Raw genomic sequence first — 19,241 nt, 5'->3', positions numbered from 1 at the left:
TATTGAAGGAATGCACCGCCAGATTCGTAAAATAACGAAGTCTAAGGGTGCATTCAGCTCTGAGCAGGCGTTAATGAAGTTAATGTTCTTGATAATGAGGGACATCTCTAAAAAATGGACGATACCAATGCACAATTGGGGCTTGACTATATCTCAACTTTATATTAAATTTGGGGATAGACTAAAGCTCGACAGAGGCTTTTAGGAGTAAGTCAATTATCCAATGACACAGTTGAAGTTACACTCCCAACGAAGGGTGTTAAAAAAGTCAGAATTTGATTCTTTTTTGATCCGATATCCCCGCCAAATACAACCTCAGTTATTTCTCTTTCAACAATATCTTTTAAAACAGCTGTTAAATTTTCTTAATGTGCATCAGGCTCTTCCCGGTAATTCATTTTTTCAGAACCTAAATAATCATTTGTTAAATAAACTTCCTGGCCTAAATGCGTATCTGTAAAAAAAGCTATTCTCTTCATGATGATATATTGATCTGTTATGGCGTGAAAGTAGCTATTTGCCGAGTAATCTAACTTCCTTAGGGTAGATACTTTCTATAGGTGTACGCCAATAAGATAGTCAACAGAGAGGATAAAATGAGTACCACACCTAAATCTTGAATCCATCCTGAAGCTATAAGACCTAAACCGATAAGCGTATAATAAAGCAGTCCAAATATAGCTCCTGCAGTTCCAGCAACGTCTCTATATTTGATTAGTGCCTGACTTAATATATTGGGTATTGCAATACTGAACGCAATCAGGACAAAAACAATGGGTAATAGAAACCATAAACTGTCCTGCAGCATGAATACAGCAAATGCACCGATAACAGAAATAAAAGATGACAAATAAATCAATCGTTGTGCAGAAAAATTTAAACAAACAAGCCTTTTATTTAACATCCCCCCTACTAACGAACCAATGGCAAGTACAATACCGCTATATCCAAAGTGTGTAGGACTATAGCCGGAGTGCTCAAATATAAATGGGGCTAGAGAATAGTAACTAAATAACATGATATTGAATAAGGCCACTAGTAAAGCACTTAACCAAATTATCCTATCATGTAAAAGTTCCAGTAAAACGACTCCTACTTTTGGACGATCTCGCTTAAGTTGTGGTTTTGTTTCAGGCAGAAGCAGTATAATGCTGATCGATAGCAATACTGCAACCAGCAAAACAACCATAAATACCCCATGATAACCAAAACCTTTAGTTATAAAACCTCCTGCCATAAAACCGATAATAGGACTTAATGAGAGCGCAATGCCAATAATAGAAAAAACATAACCAAGATCTTCTTTTCGATATACATCCCGGAGGATCGTCTGTGTTATAATAGAACCTACGGAAGCTCCAAAAGCTGCTACTACCCTAGCAATCAATATTATATTAAAATCTTTTGTTAATAGTGCCATAAAAGCTCCTATTGCATAAGTAAATAGTCCGAAGATCATAGCGCTTCTTCTCCCTATTATATCGGATAAAATGCCCCAAAAAATGACACCTAGTGCAAAAGCAATAAAATAAAATGATAGGGTTAATGAAGCCTGCTGATTGCTCACCTGAAATGCTTGTGCAATGTTGGGTAATGCAGGGCTATAAATTGTTTCGACAAATTGCGGAAACATAATCAAGATGATTAATAGCATCAAATTTGGTTTGTTTTTCATTTTTCACTTTAATTATTTTGCAAAATAACACATGATTTATTGTATCTTGTTATTGGTATTAAGACAAAAAATATCAATATTAAGACAATGACATACATAGCTAAAGACGATTACTTTGATCCCGACAAAATAGATGCTGCTGTAATTGGTATTGCGTCAGAACTGAATGCTCATGATTCAGGAAGCCACAAACATCAAAAAGCGCAACTATTATATGCTCCAAGCGGATGCATGTCAATACGTACCGATAGTACACAGAGTTTATTACCGCCCACAATGGCGGCATGGATTCCACCAAATGTATTACATAGCGTTACGATTAGAAATACAGTCGCTTATCGTTCTATATATTTTGATCCCAGTAAGTTTAAAAATTTACCCGATGAACTAATAATTATGAATATCAGCCCTTTATTACGAGAGGTTATTGAACGCATATCGTATTGGCCTTGGGATATGCTCTGGAACAATCAGAAAAATATAACAGCTGTTTTTTTTGAAGAATTTCAGAACGCATCTCGTGAAAACTTAACTTTAGTAGAGCCATCGGATCCAAGATTTCACCCCTTTATAGACCAATGGAATATAGGGAAGTCAAAACCTCCGCTAATGAAGAAATTTGCGTTAGAAATCGGGATAACTGAAAAAACAATTGGACGCATTTTTATGAAAGAAACAGGCATGTCTTATCAGGACTGGAGGCAACAATGGAGGCTGCACCGATCTATAGAATTACTAACCAATGGTAGAAATGTGAACGAGACGGCTCATGAATTAGATTTTTCTAGCCCGAGTGCATTTATAGAATTCTTTAAAAAATATCTGCGAAAAACGCCAAATCAATATTTATAATTTTAAATCTAAAAGAGCGAAAAGACTTAGTAGATCAACCCATTGATGTCAAAATGTAATGACCTCTTTCAATTTTCTTTTAAATCTTTGAAGCTGCTTTTCCAGCCATTGCATTTCTGTTTTGAATCAGATAATTTGATAGATTAAAAACCATTTCTAATGGCTATTTGTTAATCTTTTAAGCTCGCTTATAAGACAGTATTTACGATAGCAAATTATAAGCAGGCAAAATTAATCTAACTTAACTATGAAACGTATTTTAAAATTTACAATTTATCTCTTCACTTTACTGATATGCACGCCCACAGCTTTTGCGCAGCAAAAAGAAGATGTCATCTATCTAATGGACGGTGGACAGAAAAAAGGAAAAGTCATCACGATTGGGGATGAAATCATCAAGTTTTCTTATACCGGTGAGGAGCTACAATATGAACTTAAAAAATCTTTAATTGATAAAATTGTATTTGCCAATGGAAGAGAAGAATCCTTTAGGTCAGCTGGTAACGCCAGCAGTACAGTCAATACAACAGCATTACAATCTAGCGCTATACAGGGCGGGAACAGACTTGCTGTTATTCCATTTGAAATTGCCAGTAATGACCAAGGTCTTACCACCGATGTGATGAGACGAGAAGTGCAGCAGGCCTGTGTCGACGCTTTGAGATCACGATCGCTTTCTATTCAGGTCCAAGATGCAAGGACGACAAATGCTACTTTAGCTAAAAATAATATTAACCTGGCTGATATTGCCAATCATACACCGGAGGAATTAGCTAAACTATTAGGCGTAGATTATGTTATATTAGGGGTTTATGATATTGAAAATAAAGGAACATTCAGCTATGGCTCTGGAGTAGCGTCTTACGATGATAAGAAAAAAGATAATAAAACGAAGGGTACTGTTGTCCAATCAAATAACAGCTACACCAGTACAAATTATGACACAAAAGTTTTAATGACTATTTATGATGCGACTGGAAGGCAACTGTTTTCGGACACAAGAAAACCTTTTCTTGGCGGAGTCGATTCTTATAAAGGAGCATTAAAAACATTAGCCAAACGAGTACCTCTAAAATAATTATAGTTGACTGAAAGCGTATAATAGTATGTAATCAGAAAGATTAAAAATGAGCGTGAAATAAGTAATAAAAAAACAGGCCCTTACTACTGTAAGAGGCCTGTTTTTATTAAAAAGCAATTCATATTATAAATTAGGATTTCTAACAATTTCTTCGTTTGGAATAGTGAATAGATAATATGGACTATTAGCGACGAAATTAGATCCATCCGGAAATTTCACCACGCGATGTCCTTGTCCGTTCACAAGTTTAGTCCCTCCATTTGCGGTTTTAATTGGCACTTGGATTGGTTTACCGGTTTCATCGATGAACAATTTACGTTGAACTTTTCCTTGCGTTCTAATAATATCCGATAAAGCGAAGCCTTCTCCCCAAAGTTCTTTACGTCGTTCTATCAAGATCTCTTCAATTAAGTTTTTCCCTTGGCTCACATCATAAAGTTTTGCTTGACGGGCTGTACGCAATGTGTTTAATGCAGCAATGGCTTTGTCCTGCAGCCCTGCGCGCGCATAACCTTCGGCTTCAATCAATACCATCTCGGAAGAACGCATATATACGATATCTCCGATCACATTGGGCTTAAATTTGAATTTTTTATATCTTAAAAACCCTTCACGTCCAGCCAATGGATCCCACTCAAATAAACTGTAGCGAATATCGCTTTCGTCAAATAAATCTTTAAAATAAGGATCTGCCATAAAGCTATAATAACCAGATTCGGGGGATGATACGTCTAGGTAATGAAAAGTATAACTTGCTACATCTTGCTCAGTTGTTTGTTTATGACCCCATATCCATTCTGGGTTTTTAAGATCATTAAACCCCTCCTGATAAGTTGCTGAATCCATTAGACTGTAGTTGCTTCTTGCTTTTTGCGCTGACTGAGCTGCTAATTTCCATTCACCTATCTGCAAGTATGTACGAGCCAATAACCCCTGCACTACATCCTGATTGATTTTGTAATTCTCTGGTCGCTTATAACCTACTAAAAGTTGTTCGCTATCTTTTAGATCACTTAAAATCTGATCATAAATCTTTTCTAATGTTGCCCTAGGATTCCCTTTAGTGTCTATTGTACTCGGTTCAGTATAAATCGGTGCAGTCAAAGCATTCTTATCTTTCTGGTAGCTAAACTGGTAAAAAGACGCTATATTTAGATAAGCAAAAGCACGCAATACTTTTGCTTGTCCCTTCAATCTATCTTTGTCTTCAGTCTTTCCTTCAGCCCCATCGACTTTTGCAACGACATTATTTGCATTATCGATCACCTTATATAGCATAGTCCAGAAAGAGTTTACCCGGTAAGAACGGTTATTGTTGAGTTCTGAAAATGTATACGCATCGCGGTATCCATATTTTGTTGTTAAAGCGACGTCACTCCCCATCGCATCACTGGTACGCAAGATAGCTGTATATCCCGGATTGGCATAAGTAAAAAATGTGTCATTGAGGTATTTCCAAGTTCCATTGATAACCGTTTCAACATTCGCGGTCGTTTTATAAATCTCGGACTCTGCGACGGCAGTTGTCGGATTTGTATCAAGGACATCTTTACAAGATGTACTGAACAAGGAAACTGCCAAAAGTATATAGGTATATTTTAATTTCATATTCATATTGTTTAATTCTTTTATAATTGCCCAAGTATTAAAAAACAAGCTGTAAACCTCCTGAAATGGTACGCATGGCCGGGTAACGGAAATAGGTCGAGCCATTAAGTGTCTGTTCCGGATCCATACCTTGGTGTCCATAAAAAGTCAACAGGTTTTCTGCCGTTGCAAATACACGCACTTTACCCAGTCCGATTCGTTTGATTAAATCCCCAGGGAAACTATAGCCTAAGCTCACATTCTTTAATCGGGCATACGTAGCATCATATAAAAAGCGTGTGGATGTTAAAGTCCAGCTTAAATTATCCGTCGTTAATTTAGGTACATCAGTAACTGTATTTTCAGGTGTCCAATGATTCAACATTTCAGCGCTCCAAGCCCTGCCTGCATTATTTCCGGTATGCATCAATTGTGTATAATCATTATCAAATACTTGCCCCCCTAAACTAAAGCTAACCAAAGCAGATAAATCGAAATTCTTATAACTAAAACTGTTGTTGATACCACCGATTAAATCGGGCAAGGGGCTTCCGGCATCAAAAAATCCAGCTTTAGTATACTCAGATGTTTTCTGATCTGTCTTATTGCCATCTTTATCAGCAAGATACCATTGTGGCAATCCATTCTCAGGATTTACACCCGCCCATTCCGGCATAAAGAAATCATAGATCGTACCACCAACACGTAATGCACGTGTGCCCGTAATGATATCTTTGTTATTATTTGGCAGCGAGGTGATTTTATTGGTGTAATGAGATAGATTCACATCTAAGTTCCATCTGAAGTTCTCAGTTAGTACTGGGATCGTGTGTATATCGATATCAAATCCTCTATTTCGAAGTGATCCAATATTGGCATCATAGCCTGAATAACCGCTCGAATAAGGCATTGGCATCGTGAATAACAGATCTTTACTTTGGCGATTAAAATATTCAACACTTAATGAAACTCTATTTTTAAAAGCAGCAACATCCAAACCTACATTAAAGTTCAAGTTTGTCTCCCATTTCAGATCTGGTGTTGGCAATCGGTTTGTAACGGTTCCGCCTTCACCTAAACTATTGGAAATGGTATATAAGCCTTGGTAAGCGTAGTAAGTACCCAAGTTATCATTACCCTGGCCTCCGTAACTTGCTCTCAAGGTTAACTGATTAAGAGCTGAAACATCTTTCAAGAAGTTTTCTTGAGCAATTTTCCATGAACCGCCCACGGACCAGAATGTTCCCCAACGGGTTTCCTTAGCAAATCGGGATGATCCATCGGTACGTAACGAAGTTGAGAAATAATAACGATTGTCATAATTATATTCGGCACGGCCTAAAAAACTCAATAAGTGATAATCGACACTGGAACCGGTAAAATTATTCAATTGTGATGCTGCGACCGGTTCATAAAATCCAGGAAGCACAAACCCTTGACGGCTACCACTGATATTTGAACTGTTAAAGTCATGATATTCCTGGCCGGCCAATACATTCAGATGATGAAGATCAAACTGCTTATCAAAAGTTAAAATATTATTCCAGGTCTGTCCTACAGTTCTAACATTGGACTTCGAGACATAACCCTTTGAATCTACACCGCTCCCTAAAGTAGGATTGGTATAATTATGGGAATTGCTATTGATATAATCTAGACTATAGGTAGATCGGAATTTCAGGTCTTTTGAAAAAACAGCTTCAAGATAGGCCCTAGCAGAAACATTTTCCCTACGGATATCATTTTTATCTAAAGGTAATGAGGCCGCCATATTGCTTTTAGGTGTAGCGCCACTTGGACGGTAAAGTCCAAAATCATATATCTTATTACCATTTTCATCCAGCACATATGAACCATCTGCAGCTCGCTCAAAATAGGGATAGAAAGAAGGAACCAATCGGGTAAAATTGATAATATTTGCCGTATTGCTATCTTCCGATTGCGGATATTTCTGTTGCGTACTGCTACCCGCAATATTAAGACCTGCATTTAACCAGGATTTCATCTTACCATCGATATTGGCACGTACATTATACCGTTTGAAACCTGATTCAATCGCAATACCCTGATCATCCAAATAACTCCCGGACATAAAATAGGTGTTTTTAGGACCACCCCCACTGAAACTTAAATCTCCTTGTGTACGCACACCTGTACGTTGTAAAACATTGGTCCATGGATCATTCCATAATGCTTTTGCTCCTGGAACTAATTTTCCATCCAAGCCTACCGGTTGCGGAAATGCCGATCCATATGGATTTTTATTCAGATCACTTATAACACTGTTCGTAGCATTTGTTGCTGCCTGCGAAGCTGTCAAGCCATTTGATAGATTTTTATTACGAAGTGCCTCCCAGTACATTTGGAAATAATCATCAGTAGATACTTGATCGTAGTCACGAACAGCTCTTCCAGAATAACCTTGTGTAAAATTAAGATTGATCGTCGTATTTTCAGAAGATTTACCACTTTTTGTCGTGATGATAATCACACCATTAGCACCTCTGGATCCATACAAGGCGCTTGAAGCTGCATCTTTCAGAACAGAAACGGATTGAATATCATTGGGATTGATCGAGTTGATATCTCCTGAAAATGGATTTCCGTCCACGACAAATAACGGTGAACTGGAGGCGTTTATAGAACCGATACCGCGGATTCTGATCGCTGCATCGGTACCGGGCTGACCAGAAGAAGCGACCGACTGTAAGCCGGGTACTTGACCTTCCAACGCTTTCGAAATACTGGAGACCTGTCTATTCTCAATTGCTTTTGCATTAACCGTGCTGACTGAACCGGTAATATTCGCACGCTTAGAGGTACCATAAGCCACTACAACAACCTCATCAAGGTTTTGACTGGTAACCTGCAAAGCGACAATCAGATTAGAGCCGTCAGCTTTTACCTTTTGAGTCTCATAACCGATATAAGAAAATTCGATAATGACATCTGAAACCTGCTGTACGGGGAGTGTAAATTCTCCATTTACATTCGTTGTTGTGCCTCTAGTCTGCCCGGAGAAAACAACATTAACTCCTGAAAGCGCTTTTCCTGTTGTGGCATCTGTAACTTTACCTTGTACATTGCGCTGCTGAGCCTGAAGTTGACTCATACTTGAGACGGTTAATACCGTAGCTACTAATGGAAAAATTTTGTTTGTTAACTGCATGTAATACTGTTTAGAATTTTTAATACTGCACTTATAAAGCATTTAATACGGACTGCTTTTCGCTTATATTTATTGAAAAACAATAATCTACTAAATTAGTAGTCTTTATTGTGTGGCAAAAGTAATATTTTTACATATAGATTTAGTAGACTTTTAGTCATAACTAAAGCAGAATCAACAAACCACTCATTTACAAGGAATTATTTTTTCAACTGCATCTATCAAGAACATAATGGTCCGAAGTCGAGGCTTTATGAAATCTCACTTATCAAAAATTTATGGTTAAAAAATAAAGAAAACAGATTATTACGCTCAAATACAATAAATTAACTTATGTAAAATAAAAAGTTTTAAATCTGTATAAACCAAAATAGTCTATTACTCTAGCTATTCTAATAAAAAATACAGAGCTTAATGAAAAAATTAGAACGCCGATGTTTTGAATTTCATATTAAAGTACTATCTTGGTCCTGTCTTACGACATACTGGGGTATTAGCTCATTTGGTAGAGCGCTTCGCTGGCAGTGAAGAGGTGATCGGTTCGATTCCGATATGCTCCACATTAAAAAGGCTTATACATATTTTTATGTATAAGCCTTTTTAATTTTTATAAATAAATTTAATGAATGACCACATTCATTCTTGCTAAATTATCGACCACCTGTAAACTAATTATATTTAATTATCTATTTCTTGCATGGTAATCTCGCATTTTGCCTCAGAATAAATGCAAACCAATTCCTATCAGCCAATGCTAAAAATAAGAATATCTCTATGTGTCCGTACAAATACGCACGCTCTACGCTTAGTACTGTAGATAAGTAATAATCTACTTTAACTGACCTAAAAACTACGGTTATGTACATAAAAATAGGTTTTGGGTACAGCTTTTGATTTACAGTTTGCATAAAAAGGACGTAGCATTTAATCATACTATATATTATGGAGCATATCGATCAAAAAGCAAAAGAAATAGGTTTAGACAGAGGATATTATTTATTATTGATGGCAATTTTGGATATACCTGTTGAGCAGGCAGATAATAACATAAGTAAGTAACGATAAGATGAAGAAAATTGTCATTATTAGCACCTGCCCTCCGCAGAAATGTGGACTTGCAACCTTCACTAAAGATCTGAAACAGGGAATGGAGCTCGATCCAGATGTAACAGTCGATCTAATTGCTGTATGTAAATTAGGTAAAGAACAATTTGATAACTCAATACGATTTGTCATCGACAAGGATGGATTAGACAGTTATATGCAAGCATCATGTATCATTAATGAGGAATATGATTATTGTATATTACAACATGAATTTGGGATTTTTGGTGGTGCTGATGGCATTTTTATCAATAACCTGATCAATAACTTAAACATACCATTAATAACGGTTTTTCACACAATAATACAGGATCCAACCTTAAGGAAAAAAGAAATCATGGAATCACTCCTGAAAAAATCAAAGCAGGTCATTTCTCTTTCGCCCAAAGGATGCTCAATTTTGAAAGAGATTTTCCCAGATCTTGATCATCAGAAGATTAAAATGATTCCACATGGAGTTCCTCAGTTTGATTATAACCAAGGATTAGCAAAGCAAAAATTAGGCTTACAGCAACATTTTATGATGCTGACTTTCGGCTTAATCAGACGGAGTAAAAATTTGGAATACGCTATTAAATCTTTGGTAGGTCTCGATTTACCAAATTTCAAATACTTTATTGTCGGAAAGACACATCCTCATGTATTGGCAAGTGAAGGTGAATCCTATCGTTATGAATTACAAAATCTGGTGGAACAATTAGAATTACAGGATAAAGTCGTATTTGTAGATGAGTTTTTATCGGATGAGCAACTCAAAGAATATCTTACAGCATGCGATATTTACATATCTCCCTATCAACATAAGGAACAATCAAGTAGTGGAACACTATCGTTCGCAGTTGGAGCTGGAACAGCTGTTATTGCTACTCCCTATTGGCACGCTAAGGATTTATTGATCGATGACCGCGGCATACTCACACCTTTCGATGATATAGAAGCGATGCGCGAAAACATCAGTCTTTTATATCATTCCCCAAGATTATTGGCTTGGTATCGGTTCAAAGCGCAAAGTTTTGGAGAACTATCAACATGGAGATTGATGGCAAATAATTATATTGAACTATTGAGTAACCGAACAACCCCCATAAGGTCACTTGAGTATTTTGAAAATTACATATCTTTTGATATGAGAAGGGAAGCATAAGAAACCGAAGCCTCAGTATTTAAACGCTGAGGCTTTTTTAATATGTCAAGAAACTATAAAACAAAGCTGGCAGGCCTTAGAACTTTGGTTCCCAAATTAATCTGGTCATAAAATCCATTTGAAACTCTTTTGATTTTATCGGAACACCACACACTAGACCTACTGCAAAATTAGGAGATAACGCTAACTTCATCTGAGGTCTCATGATATATTCTAAATGACCATGCTCGATACGCATATCATTTTCAATACCGATGTAATGACTTGAATTGGGAACCATGTAATGCACGTTTGCGTTCAATACAAAATTGGTTTCCATTCCTTTCTTTTTAAAGTGATATTCGAATTCAGGTCCTGTATAAATCAATGTACTGATCTGATTAAAATTCTTAGCAGCTATAAAGAAGGGGGACGATACAAAACCATCAAAAAGAGGTGTATTTCTTACAGTTGGATTTGATCGGCCAAATTCCATTTCATGCACATACCCGATAGCCAAAGAAGTCTGGTGTTTCTCATCTACCAGGAACGTATATTGTGTTCCTAATTTTAAACCTTCTATATGATTGGTTCTTTGCCCTACATTATCTTTTGCAAATAGTACAGGCACTTCAACTTCCAGTCCCAGACGATTGGCAACAGCCCACTCGTATTCGATAAAAGCATTATGCTCAACTTTATTTTTGAAACGTCCAGTACCATATCCTACATTAAATTCTGCTTCGCCTTTTCTAGCGCCAAGATCCCGCATGAGGTCTAGATAGAGTGGTTCTGCATGTTTTACTTTAGCTGACTTAGGTATTGTGGTTTCTTGTGCAAATAAAAAATTGGAAACGAATAGGAAAAATAAAAGTGTATATATAAATTTCATGATATTAATGTTTGAAACAAACTTATAGGCACATTTAGGAAAAAATTAGGAATTCTAATTTTATGTTGTCCTTATCTGAAATTTTTCACTTATATCAAGATTGCTCTTCATAAATTATAATGTCGAAGTGATCTTGAAATAAACGTTAGCAAATGATGAAACTGTGGGAGAAAAAAATCTTCCACAGTTTTTTTTGAAACCTAATCGTTACATAACATACTTACAAATTCTTTTTACTTTTAAACCTAATTAAGACAATAAAACACGAAATGGACAATAGAAGAGATTTTTTAAAGAAAGCCTCCCTTTTAGCTGGAGCGATGGGTTTAGAATGGGGATTGCCCGACGCCATACAGAAAGCGATGGCAATCGAGCCTCTTGCCGGATCTAGTTTTTTAGATGCGGAGCACATTGTCATGCTTATGCAGGAAAATCGTTCATTTGACCATAGTTTTGGTACGCTGTCTGGTGTACGTGGTTATGGAGACCCTAGAGCGATACAATTACCGAATGGAAATCCAGTATGGTTACAATCTGGAAAAGATGGAAAAACGTTCTCTCCTTTCCGGTTGGATATTAAAAGATCTAAGGCGGCCTGGACGAGCTATCTACCACACTCCTGGGAGAATCAATCTGCTGCACGCAACCAGGGAAAACACGATAATTGGATCGACGCAAAACGCTCTGACTATAAAGATTTTAGAGATATACCTTTAACAATGGGTTATTATACACGGGAAGATAATCCATTTTACTATGCATTTGCTGATGCTTTCACGATCTGCGATCAAAACTTCTGTTCTTCAATAACCGGTACGACAACAAACCGACACTTTTTTTGGACAGGTACCTGTGTACCGGGTAAAGGAGAAAAACCATTAGTACGCAATTCGGATATTTATTTTAACCGCTGGGCGAGCTGGAAAACATTTCCAGAGAAACTTGAAGCGGCGGCTGTATCTTGGAAGGTGTACCAAAATGAAGTAAGCATACAATCTGGCCTACAAGACGATGGGTTATTGGGCAATTACACGGATAATAATCTGGAGTGGTTTTCACAATATCATATAGAATTTAAGGAAAGTCATTTAGCATTTCTAAAGAAACGCGTAGCAGAGCTTCCTGCTGAAATCGCTGATATAGAGAAGCTGCTTCAGGACGGTCAAGCAACAAGTGTACAAAAAGAACAGAATAAACTGAAGCAAAAGAAAGAACAGCTGCTAAGTTTTGAGAAAAAGCTTGAGTCTTTAACACCGGAAGCCTTCAACAAGCTATCACCATCAGAACAAGCCCTTTTCCGTCGTGCCTTCCAAACAAATGAAAACGACCCGAATTATCGCGAAGCCATTACCGTAAATGAACAAGGTACAGACATTCGGGTTCCTAAAGGTGACGTATTACATCAATTTAGACAAGATGTAAAATCGGGAAACCTACCGACTGTCTCTTGGTTGGTCGCCCCAGAATATTTTTCAGATCATCCTAGTGCCCCCATGTATGGTGCATGGTTTACTTCAGAAATTTTAAACATATTAACTGAAAATCCTGATGTCTGGCGTAAAACAATTTTCATCTTAAATTATGATGAAAATGATGGTTATTTTGACCACGTTCCTCCTTTTGTAGCACCGAATCCTGCCGATCCTACTTCTGGAAAAGTATCGCCTGGATTGGATATTTCTGGCGAGTATGTCAGTCTGCAACAGGAATTGGACGCAGGTGTTGATAAGGAAAATGCCACCGAAGGACCTGTCGGACTAGGGTACCGTGTTCCTTTAGTTATAGCTTCCCCTTGGTCTAAAGGTGGGTGGGTCAATTCCGAAGTTTTTGATATTACGTCTACCATTCAATTTATTGAGCAATTCGTAAATAAAAAATATGGTAAAAATATCCATGAAGATAATATTAGTTCATGGAGAAGAGCAATTACTGGAGATCTGACATCTGTCTTTCGCACTGCTGTTTCAGGCAATGCTAAAAAACTTCCTTTCTTGGATCGTAATACACAAATTCGTGCTATTGATGAAGCTAAAAAATTACCACTGCCTAATAACTATCATCAATGGTCTGAAGTAGATATTGCGCAATTGAAACTTCATAAAAAAAGCAATTCGTTATTAGCGAAGCAAGAAAAAGGACAACGACCATCTAATGCACTCGCTTACGAACTATATGTGCATGAAAAAATTGATAAAAAAGAGAACAAAATTAATTTAAAACTAGAAGCAGGGAATTCCATTTTTGGAAAAATGGCGCTAAGCAGTCCATACAATGTATACGCAGGCTCAACTTATAAAGGTGGCGTGAAGTTTTGGCCTTTTGCTGTTCTTGCTGGAGAATCTCTAGATTTCAGCTGGAATTTATCGGACTTTAAAGACCATACCTATACTTTAACAGCCTATGGGCCAAATGGATTTATGCGCGGATTTAAAGGTAAAGATGAAACGCTACAGGTACAGTCTTCTTATGAATTGGATAAAGGAAAGCAGGTAACAGGCAACCTATTGATCACTTTAATAAATGAAGGAAAAGAAGCCTTACTTATTGAAGCAAAAGATAATGCATATAGCAACTGGCATAAAAAAGTATCATTACCTGCAGGAAGATCAATCACTTGGAAAATTGACACACACCAACAATCTGGCTGGTATGATCTCAGTTTACATGTAGTCAATACAGCTTTCGAACGCCATTTTGCAGGCCGTGTGGAAACTGGAAAACATTCAAAAACAGATCCGCAATTAAGTTAGTTCATTACTATAATCCAATAATAGTCGGTCCTGTAATCTGAACGACTATTATTGGATTATTTATCTTTGGCCTTTCTCAAAAAGTGATTTTATCAAAGGTTTCTGAGTGATTCAAATTCTACTCCAGATATTTAGCAACAATATTTTCAAGATCTTCTAAATCAAATGGCTTAGCAAGATAATCATCTGCACCTGCATCTGCTGCAAGAGACGCGATATCACTATTTGCTGTAACGTAAATAACGGGTATATGTTGAAATAAAGGATGTTGTTTCAATAGTCTTGTTGCTTCTTTCCCTCCAATATCCGGAATCCAATTGTCCATCAAAATCAAATCGGGTGTCAGTTCAGCAACCTTCTCAATAATATCGTGAGAGGTCTCAGATATGGCAATATGATATCCCGCATCTTCTAAAATAATGGTCACAATTTCTAAAATGGAAACATCATCTTCAAATATTAAAATCTTCTTTCTATTATCCATGGCTCTATCTTTAAACTGTTCGTGCTAATTTTTTTGTAGTATGTTCATTTTCATCAAGGGTGATACTGAGGTTTTTCACATTTTTGGAAACTATGGTAATTTTAGTGTACTGCTCTTAAAGGAAGTGTAAAATAAAATGTGGTACCTTCACCTGCTTTACTCGTCATACCATATTGTCCCTCATGTTGACGGATAATTTCTGCACAGATATACAAACCCAATCCCAATCCCTGAAAGCGAACCGAAGTCTCCTCTACCCTATAAAATTTATCAAATATTGGCGCTTGATTTTGAGACGGAACACCAATACCAAAATCTTGCACACTGACTTTCACTTCCTTACCATCCTTTTCCGTATGAATTATAATATGGTCAGAATCTGGCCCATACTTAATTGCATTGCTCATAAAATTGATCAAAACTTGTTCTATACGCATCTCGTCTCCAAAAATCGGGATTTCCAATTTTTCACCTGTGCGTTCAATATTTAATATTCTCTTTTCCTGAGTCTGATACATCGTATCGACCACTGTATCAATCACAGCATCTAAATCAAAAAATTGGTGATCGACGTATAATTTACCATTATCAATTTTTGAAATATCGAGCAGGTCTGCAACCAAAGTACTTAGTTTATTTAATTGTCCTTCAACCCGGTTCATATATTTATATGCTTTTGAATGTGGCTCGTCTTTTAAAGAACGATTCAGAAGTTGCACATAACCACGCATGCTTGTAAGTGGTGTTTTTAACTCATGCGACGCAATACTTAAAAATTCATCTTTCTTTTGCGAAAGCTGTTTTTGATCATCAATATCTGTAAAAGTACCAACCCAATGGGTAATGAATTGATCCTCTTCAATAGGTACAATTCTTAAAAGATGATAACGGTAAAGTTGTGCATCTAGAGGTTTTATTCGAACCTCCATTTCCAGAGCAGTTCCTTTTTGAATGTGTGATCTTAAAGTTACCAGAATAGCTGGATCGTTTGGATGACATTCTGGAAAATCATTTTGCGTCCTAGAAAAAGTAAACCAGTTACGATTAACAAAATCAATCCTCCCATCCGGTGTTACAGTAAATGCGATCTGTGGAAGAGCTTCTAATATCAAACGTAAATGATTGGCTTTGGCGACTAACGAATACTGGGCTTTTTTTCGGCGTTCAATTTCGGCCTTTAAATCTTCTTGCACGGCATTAAGAACCAAAGTCTGTTCATATAGTCGATAAAAATTTTTTACTTTGAGCAGTAATATATCCATATCAACTGGTTTGGTCACATAGTCAATACCGCCAGATTTATATCCCTGTTCTATAAATCTCTTGTCACGATTAGCTGCTGATAAAAATATAATCGGAATATCTTTGGTTTTGCTATACTTTGCCAAGTGATCAGCCACTTCAAATCCATCCATATCGGGCATCTTTACATCTAGAATGATAAGCGCATATCGATTCTTAAACGTCTTTCTCAATGCTTCGTCTCCTGAAAAAGCGGTATCTACACTAAAACCTCTAGACTCTAACAGTTGTTGCAAGGAATAGATATTCTCTGGTTTATCATCAACAATTAAAATCATAATTTAGTTCTTCTACTATTTGACTGTTTTTTATTTTGGGTATTAAATAAACTGTTTGTGTGCCGTAAGTTTATATAAGCCTCCACGATAGTAAAATCAAAAATCAATCCAAATAGTTGCCATCTACTAGGTTAGCGAAAAAGATATAAATCACATTTTAAATCTTCACGAAATACTTATTTTTATACAGCAGGTATAAAATCAGAAATACGATATAAAAATTTCCGGCAGTTAATATGATTGGAGCAAGTTCCGGCCACTGATTCTCTAAACCAAATGTCAAAGAATGAATTACTGATCTGAAGTTAACAAATTCACCAATAAAATAAGCAACAATAGAATTCATGCCATATATTTTTAACCATCTAAAGGGCTTAACCACCTTTTTAACATCAATCACATAATAAAATATAGCCATCAGAATAAAGCAGATTCCACCTGAAAACAAGGTCATACTACCGGTCCAGATACGTTTAATAATAGGCATTTGAAAATGCAATAATACTCCTGCCAATAAACATATAAATCCGATAGCGATCAAATCACGAAAAACTCTATTGGGATTAATACGTGCATTTTCTTTAATGATTTTACCTGCAAAACAGCCCATCATCACGGTAACAGTAAAGGTCAAACTGCTCCATATCCAAGAGTAATCATAGGTGTCTGAAAAATCCCAAATGCCCTGATCTCAGTACACTCCATCCATCCAGGAACCTAATATTTTTTTATCCACACGAATTGCAAAGTTTTCTTGTGGGCTATAATTGCCGTCCAGTACAAATGGGATAGCATATACAACCAATAAACAGATGCTCAAAGTAATTACTTTTCGTATCGGTAAATTGAAGTAAGCTAATGATGTGAATAAATATCCCACAGCTATGGCCTGCAATGTATTGGAATAAAGTTTGAAATAATGCCAATCAAAACTCAGTAGATTTCCCTGTATAATCATCCCTAGGAACCAAAGGATAGCAAAACGTCTAAAAATATGCCTATATATCGGTCCAACAGGTTGCCCGATCTTACTGTCAAGAGAAAAAGGAATAGTAACACCGGTCATAAATAAAAACAAAGGCATAATCAGATCCCATAATCGGAAACCTTCCCAAACTTCATGATCAAATTGATACAAAAAGGCATGATAATAAGAATTGTCCCATAACTGACCGATCGCTACTAGCACAGGTTGTAAAGCAACCAATAAAAATAAGTCAAATCCCCGTAGAATATCCAGTGACTCCAGTCGCTGTGATTTTTGGTCTTGCATAATTAAGTTTAGTTTAGGCGTGTTGTTTTCTAAGCGAATATATACAATGAAGACGAATAAACAATTGTTGCTATAGCCATTTTACCTGGTAAATCAAGATATAAAAAAATGAACTGTAATTTTTATTTACTACATTTACACTAATAATATTAGCAAAAACAACATGAAACGTTCCGGGACAGCCGATTTACCTCTTCACTATGGAAAAGTACCTGCTTGGCTTTATGAACGTATGTCGGCTTTGGGACTTTCTATAGTAGAAGCAATTTTAACGGAATATGGTAAAGATGAAGTACTTCGTCGTTTGTCCGATCCATTTTGGTTTCAAAGTTTTGGCGCTGTACTCGGTATGGACTGGCATTCTTCCGGTATCACCACATCGGTAATGGGTGCTTTAAAACGAGCCATCAATCCAAATTCCACATCTTTAGGTCTATACATTTGTGGCGGAAAAGGTAAGTTATCCAAAGAAACTCCAATGGAGCTATTGCGGGTAGCCGATCATGCTGGTCTAGCAGGACAGGAATTAGTGCGTGCGAGCAAATTGACTGCAAAAGTGGACAACACCGCAATACAAGATGGATACCAATTGTACCTGCACAATTTCATTGTGTCCGATAAAGGAAATTGGACAGTTGTCCAACAGGGAATGCATGATCATGATGGGACTGCTAGGCGTTACCACTGGCATTCGGAACAATTAAAATCTTTCATCGATGAACCGCATACCGGTATTAACGGTATATCACAGGGGCGAATATTAAACCTGACAGCTTCGGGCGCTTCTTCCAATAGACAGGGAATTCTCGCCATTGCAAAAACAGATCCTGCAAAAACAATACAAGAATTTGCACATTTGATCATGCCTAAAAGACACGATATCCAATCTTCTGATGTTGATCTTAAAAGGCTTGGCGCCTTATTATATGTAACTCGTGAACTACAGACAGACAATTTTGAAGAACTATTGCTTTTAAAAGGTGTAGGTCCCCGCACCATGCAGTCCCTAGCTTTGGTCAGTGAGGTTATACACGGTGGTCCGGCCCGTTTTCAAGATCCGGCCCGTTTTTCATTTGCACACGGTGGTAAAGATGGCCACCCTTTTCCCGTTCCAATAACAATATATGACAATAGCATTGCTGTTTTAAGAAAAGGAATAGAAAAATCAAAATTGGGACAGTCTGATAAATTACGTACGATTAATAAACTGCATCAGATTGTTCTTCAGGCTGAGGCGAATTTCAACCCTCAGTTTGATATTCAAGAAATCATTGAGCAGGAACGACGAGATTCCTGGAAATATGAAGGTAGAACTGTCATGGGAAAAGCCCAGAAAACCGACCCAAATAAACCAGGCATTCAACTATCTCTTTTTTAAACTGACACCGCTCTCAATTTCCAACAAGCTTTAACCATTCTCGCTAAAAACGAATCAGATTTCCTATCAATAAAGATGGAAATAAAAAGCTCCGAAATGGGGTTTCGGAGCTAACTAAACATAAATTGACCAAAGTAATAACAACTAATTACGTGTCATTTTCTACTTCTGCTCCTTCACATCATTTTATATCATTTTATCACCGTGTTCAAGGCAAATTTCAATACGATCATGTCATGATATTCGGTCTAAAACAAATATCGCATGTATAATCGTATGCGACTTACCACAAT

Annotated in this window: 13 protein-coding genes, 1 tRNA gene and 1 pseudogene; 7 read left to right on the top strand and 8 right to left on the bottom strand. The window is 36.9% G+C overall.

Going from position 1 to position 19,241, the window contains the following annotated elements; translation table 11 throughout:
- Window positions 1-205 (top strand): annotated as a pseudogene (locus JAZ75_RS26015) (IS256 family transposase); the annotation flags it as partial.
- 333 nt (window positions 206-538) lie between these two features.
- Here the strand turns inward: JAZ75_RS26015 and JAZ75_RS13770 are convergent.
- Window positions 539-1,675 (bottom strand): multidrug effflux MFS transporter, encoded by a 1,137-nt coding sequence (locus tag JAZ75_RS13770; RefSeq protein ID WP_208696129.1) that lies wholly within the window; start codon window positions 1,673-1,675, stop codon window positions 539-541.
- A gap of 87 nt (window positions 1,676-1,762) precedes the next feature.
- Here JAZ75_RS13770 and JAZ75_RS13765 point away from each other — a divergent pair, with 87 nt between their 5' ends.
- Window positions 1,763-2,527, top strand: coding sequence for an AraC family transcriptional regulator (locus JAZ75_RS13765; RefSeq protein ID WP_208696127.1), 765 nt, complete (start codon window positions 1,763-1,765; stop codon window positions 2,525-2,527).
- Between the two features lie 247 nt (window positions 2,528-2,774).
- Window positions 2,775-3,605 (top strand): hypothetical protein, encoded by an 831-nt coding sequence (locus tag JAZ75_RS13760; RefSeq protein ID WP_208696125.1) that lies wholly within the window; start codon window positions 2,775-2,777, stop codon window positions 3,603-3,605.
- Between the two features lie 126 nt (window positions 3,606-3,731).
- Here the strand turns inward: JAZ75_RS13760 and JAZ75_RS13755 are convergent, their stop codons facing one another.
- Together JAZ75_RS13755 and JAZ75_RS13750 are read right to left on the bottom strand one after the other, a co-directional pair.
- Entirely contained in the window at window positions 3,732-5,216 is a 1,485-nt protein-coding gene (locus JAZ75_RS13755) for a RagB/SusD family nutrient uptake outer membrane protein (protein ID WP_208696123.1), read from the bottom strand.
- 37 nt (window positions 5,217-5,253) lie between these two features.
- On the bottom strand, window positions 5,254-8,364 hold the full coding sequence (locus JAZ75_RS13750) for a SusC/RagA family TonB-linked outer membrane protein (protein WP_208696122.1): 3,111 nt from the start codon (window positions 8,362-8,364) through the stop codon (window positions 5,254-5,256).
- Window positions 8,365-8,851: 487 nt separating this feature from the next.
- Here JAZ75_RS13750 and JAZ75_RS13745 point away from each other — a divergent pair.
- Both JAZ75_RS13745 and JAZ75_RS13740 read left to right on the top strand, forming a co-directional pair.
- Window positions 8,852-8,924 (top strand) — tRNA-Ala (locus JAZ75_RS13745).
- Window positions 8,925-9,430: 506 nt separating this feature from the next.
- Window positions 9,431-10,612, top strand: coding sequence for a glycosyltransferase (locus JAZ75_RS13740; protein WP_208696120.1), 1,182 nt, complete (start codon window positions 9,431-9,433; stop codon window positions 10,610-10,612).
- A gap of 76 nt (window positions 10,613-10,688) precedes the next feature.
- On the opposite strand, the gene JAZ75_RS13735 is transcribed toward JAZ75_RS13740, so the two are convergent.
- Complete coding sequence (locus JAZ75_RS13735; RefSeq protein ID WP_208696118.1) at window positions 10,689-11,483, bottom strand: HAEPLYID family protein; 795 nt, start codon at window positions 11,481-11,483, stop codon at window positions 10,689-10,691.
- 269 nt (window positions 11,484-11,752) lie between these two features.
- On the opposite strand from JAZ75_RS13735, the gene JAZ75_RS13730 reads away from it, so the two are divergent.
- Window positions 11,753-14,233 carry a phosphocholine-specific phospholipase C gene (locus tag JAZ75_RS13730; protein ID WP_208696116.1) on the top strand — a complete coding sequence of 827 codons (2,481 nt, stop codon included), beginning with the start codon at window positions 11,753-11,755 and terminating at the stop codon, window positions 14,231-14,233.
- A 118-nt stretch (window positions 14,234-14,351) separates the two neighbouring features.
- Here the strand turns inward: JAZ75_RS13730 and JAZ75_RS13725 are convergent, their stop codons facing one another.
- From JAZ75_RS13725 to JAZ75_RS13710, 4 genes are all read right to left on the bottom strand, one after another.
- Window positions 14,352-14,717, bottom strand: coding sequence for a response regulator (locus tag JAZ75_RS13725; RefSeq protein WP_208696114.1), 366 nt, complete (start codon window positions 14,715-14,717; stop codon window positions 14,352-14,354).
- Between the two features lie 101 nt (window positions 14,718-14,818).
- Window positions 14,819-16,297, bottom strand: a complete 1,479-nt coding sequence (locus tag JAZ75_RS13720; RefSeq protein ID WP_208696113.1) for an ATP-binding protein — start codon at window positions 16,295-16,297, stop codon at window positions 14,819-14,821.
- 157 nt (window positions 16,298-16,454) lie between these two features.
- Window positions 16,455-16,910, bottom strand: a complete 456-nt coding sequence (locus JAZ75_RS13715; protein ID WP_208696111.1) for a hypothetical protein — start codon at window positions 16,908-16,910, stop codon at window positions 16,455-16,457.
- Between the two features lie 78 nt (window positions 16,911-16,988).
- On the bottom strand, window positions 16,989-17,570 hold the full coding sequence (locus JAZ75_RS13710; protein ID WP_208696109.1) for a DUF5009 domain-containing protein: 582 nt from the start codon (window positions 17,568-17,570) through the stop codon (window positions 16,989-16,991).
- A 163-nt stretch (window positions 17,571-17,733) separates the two neighbouring features.
- Here JAZ75_RS13710 and JAZ75_RS13705 point away from each other — a divergent pair, with 163 nt between their 5' ends.
- Window positions 17,734-18,948 carry a DUF763 domain-containing protein gene (locus JAZ75_RS13705; protein ID WP_208696106.1) on the top strand — a complete coding sequence of 405 codons (1,215 nt, stop codon included), beginning with the start codon at window positions 17,734-17,736 and terminating at the stop codon, window positions 18,946-18,948.
- The last annotated feature ends 293 nt before the right edge of the window (window positions 18,949-19,241 follow it).

This window comes from Sphingobacterium sp. UDSM-2020 (assembly GCF_016132525.1).
In the GTDB taxonomy this organism is placed as follows: domain Bacteria; phylum Bacteroidota; class Bacteroidia; order Sphingobacteriales; family Sphingobacteriaceae; genus Sphingobacterium; species Sphingobacterium anhuiense.
This window is presented reverse-complemented; position numbering and strand designations above follow the sequence as displayed.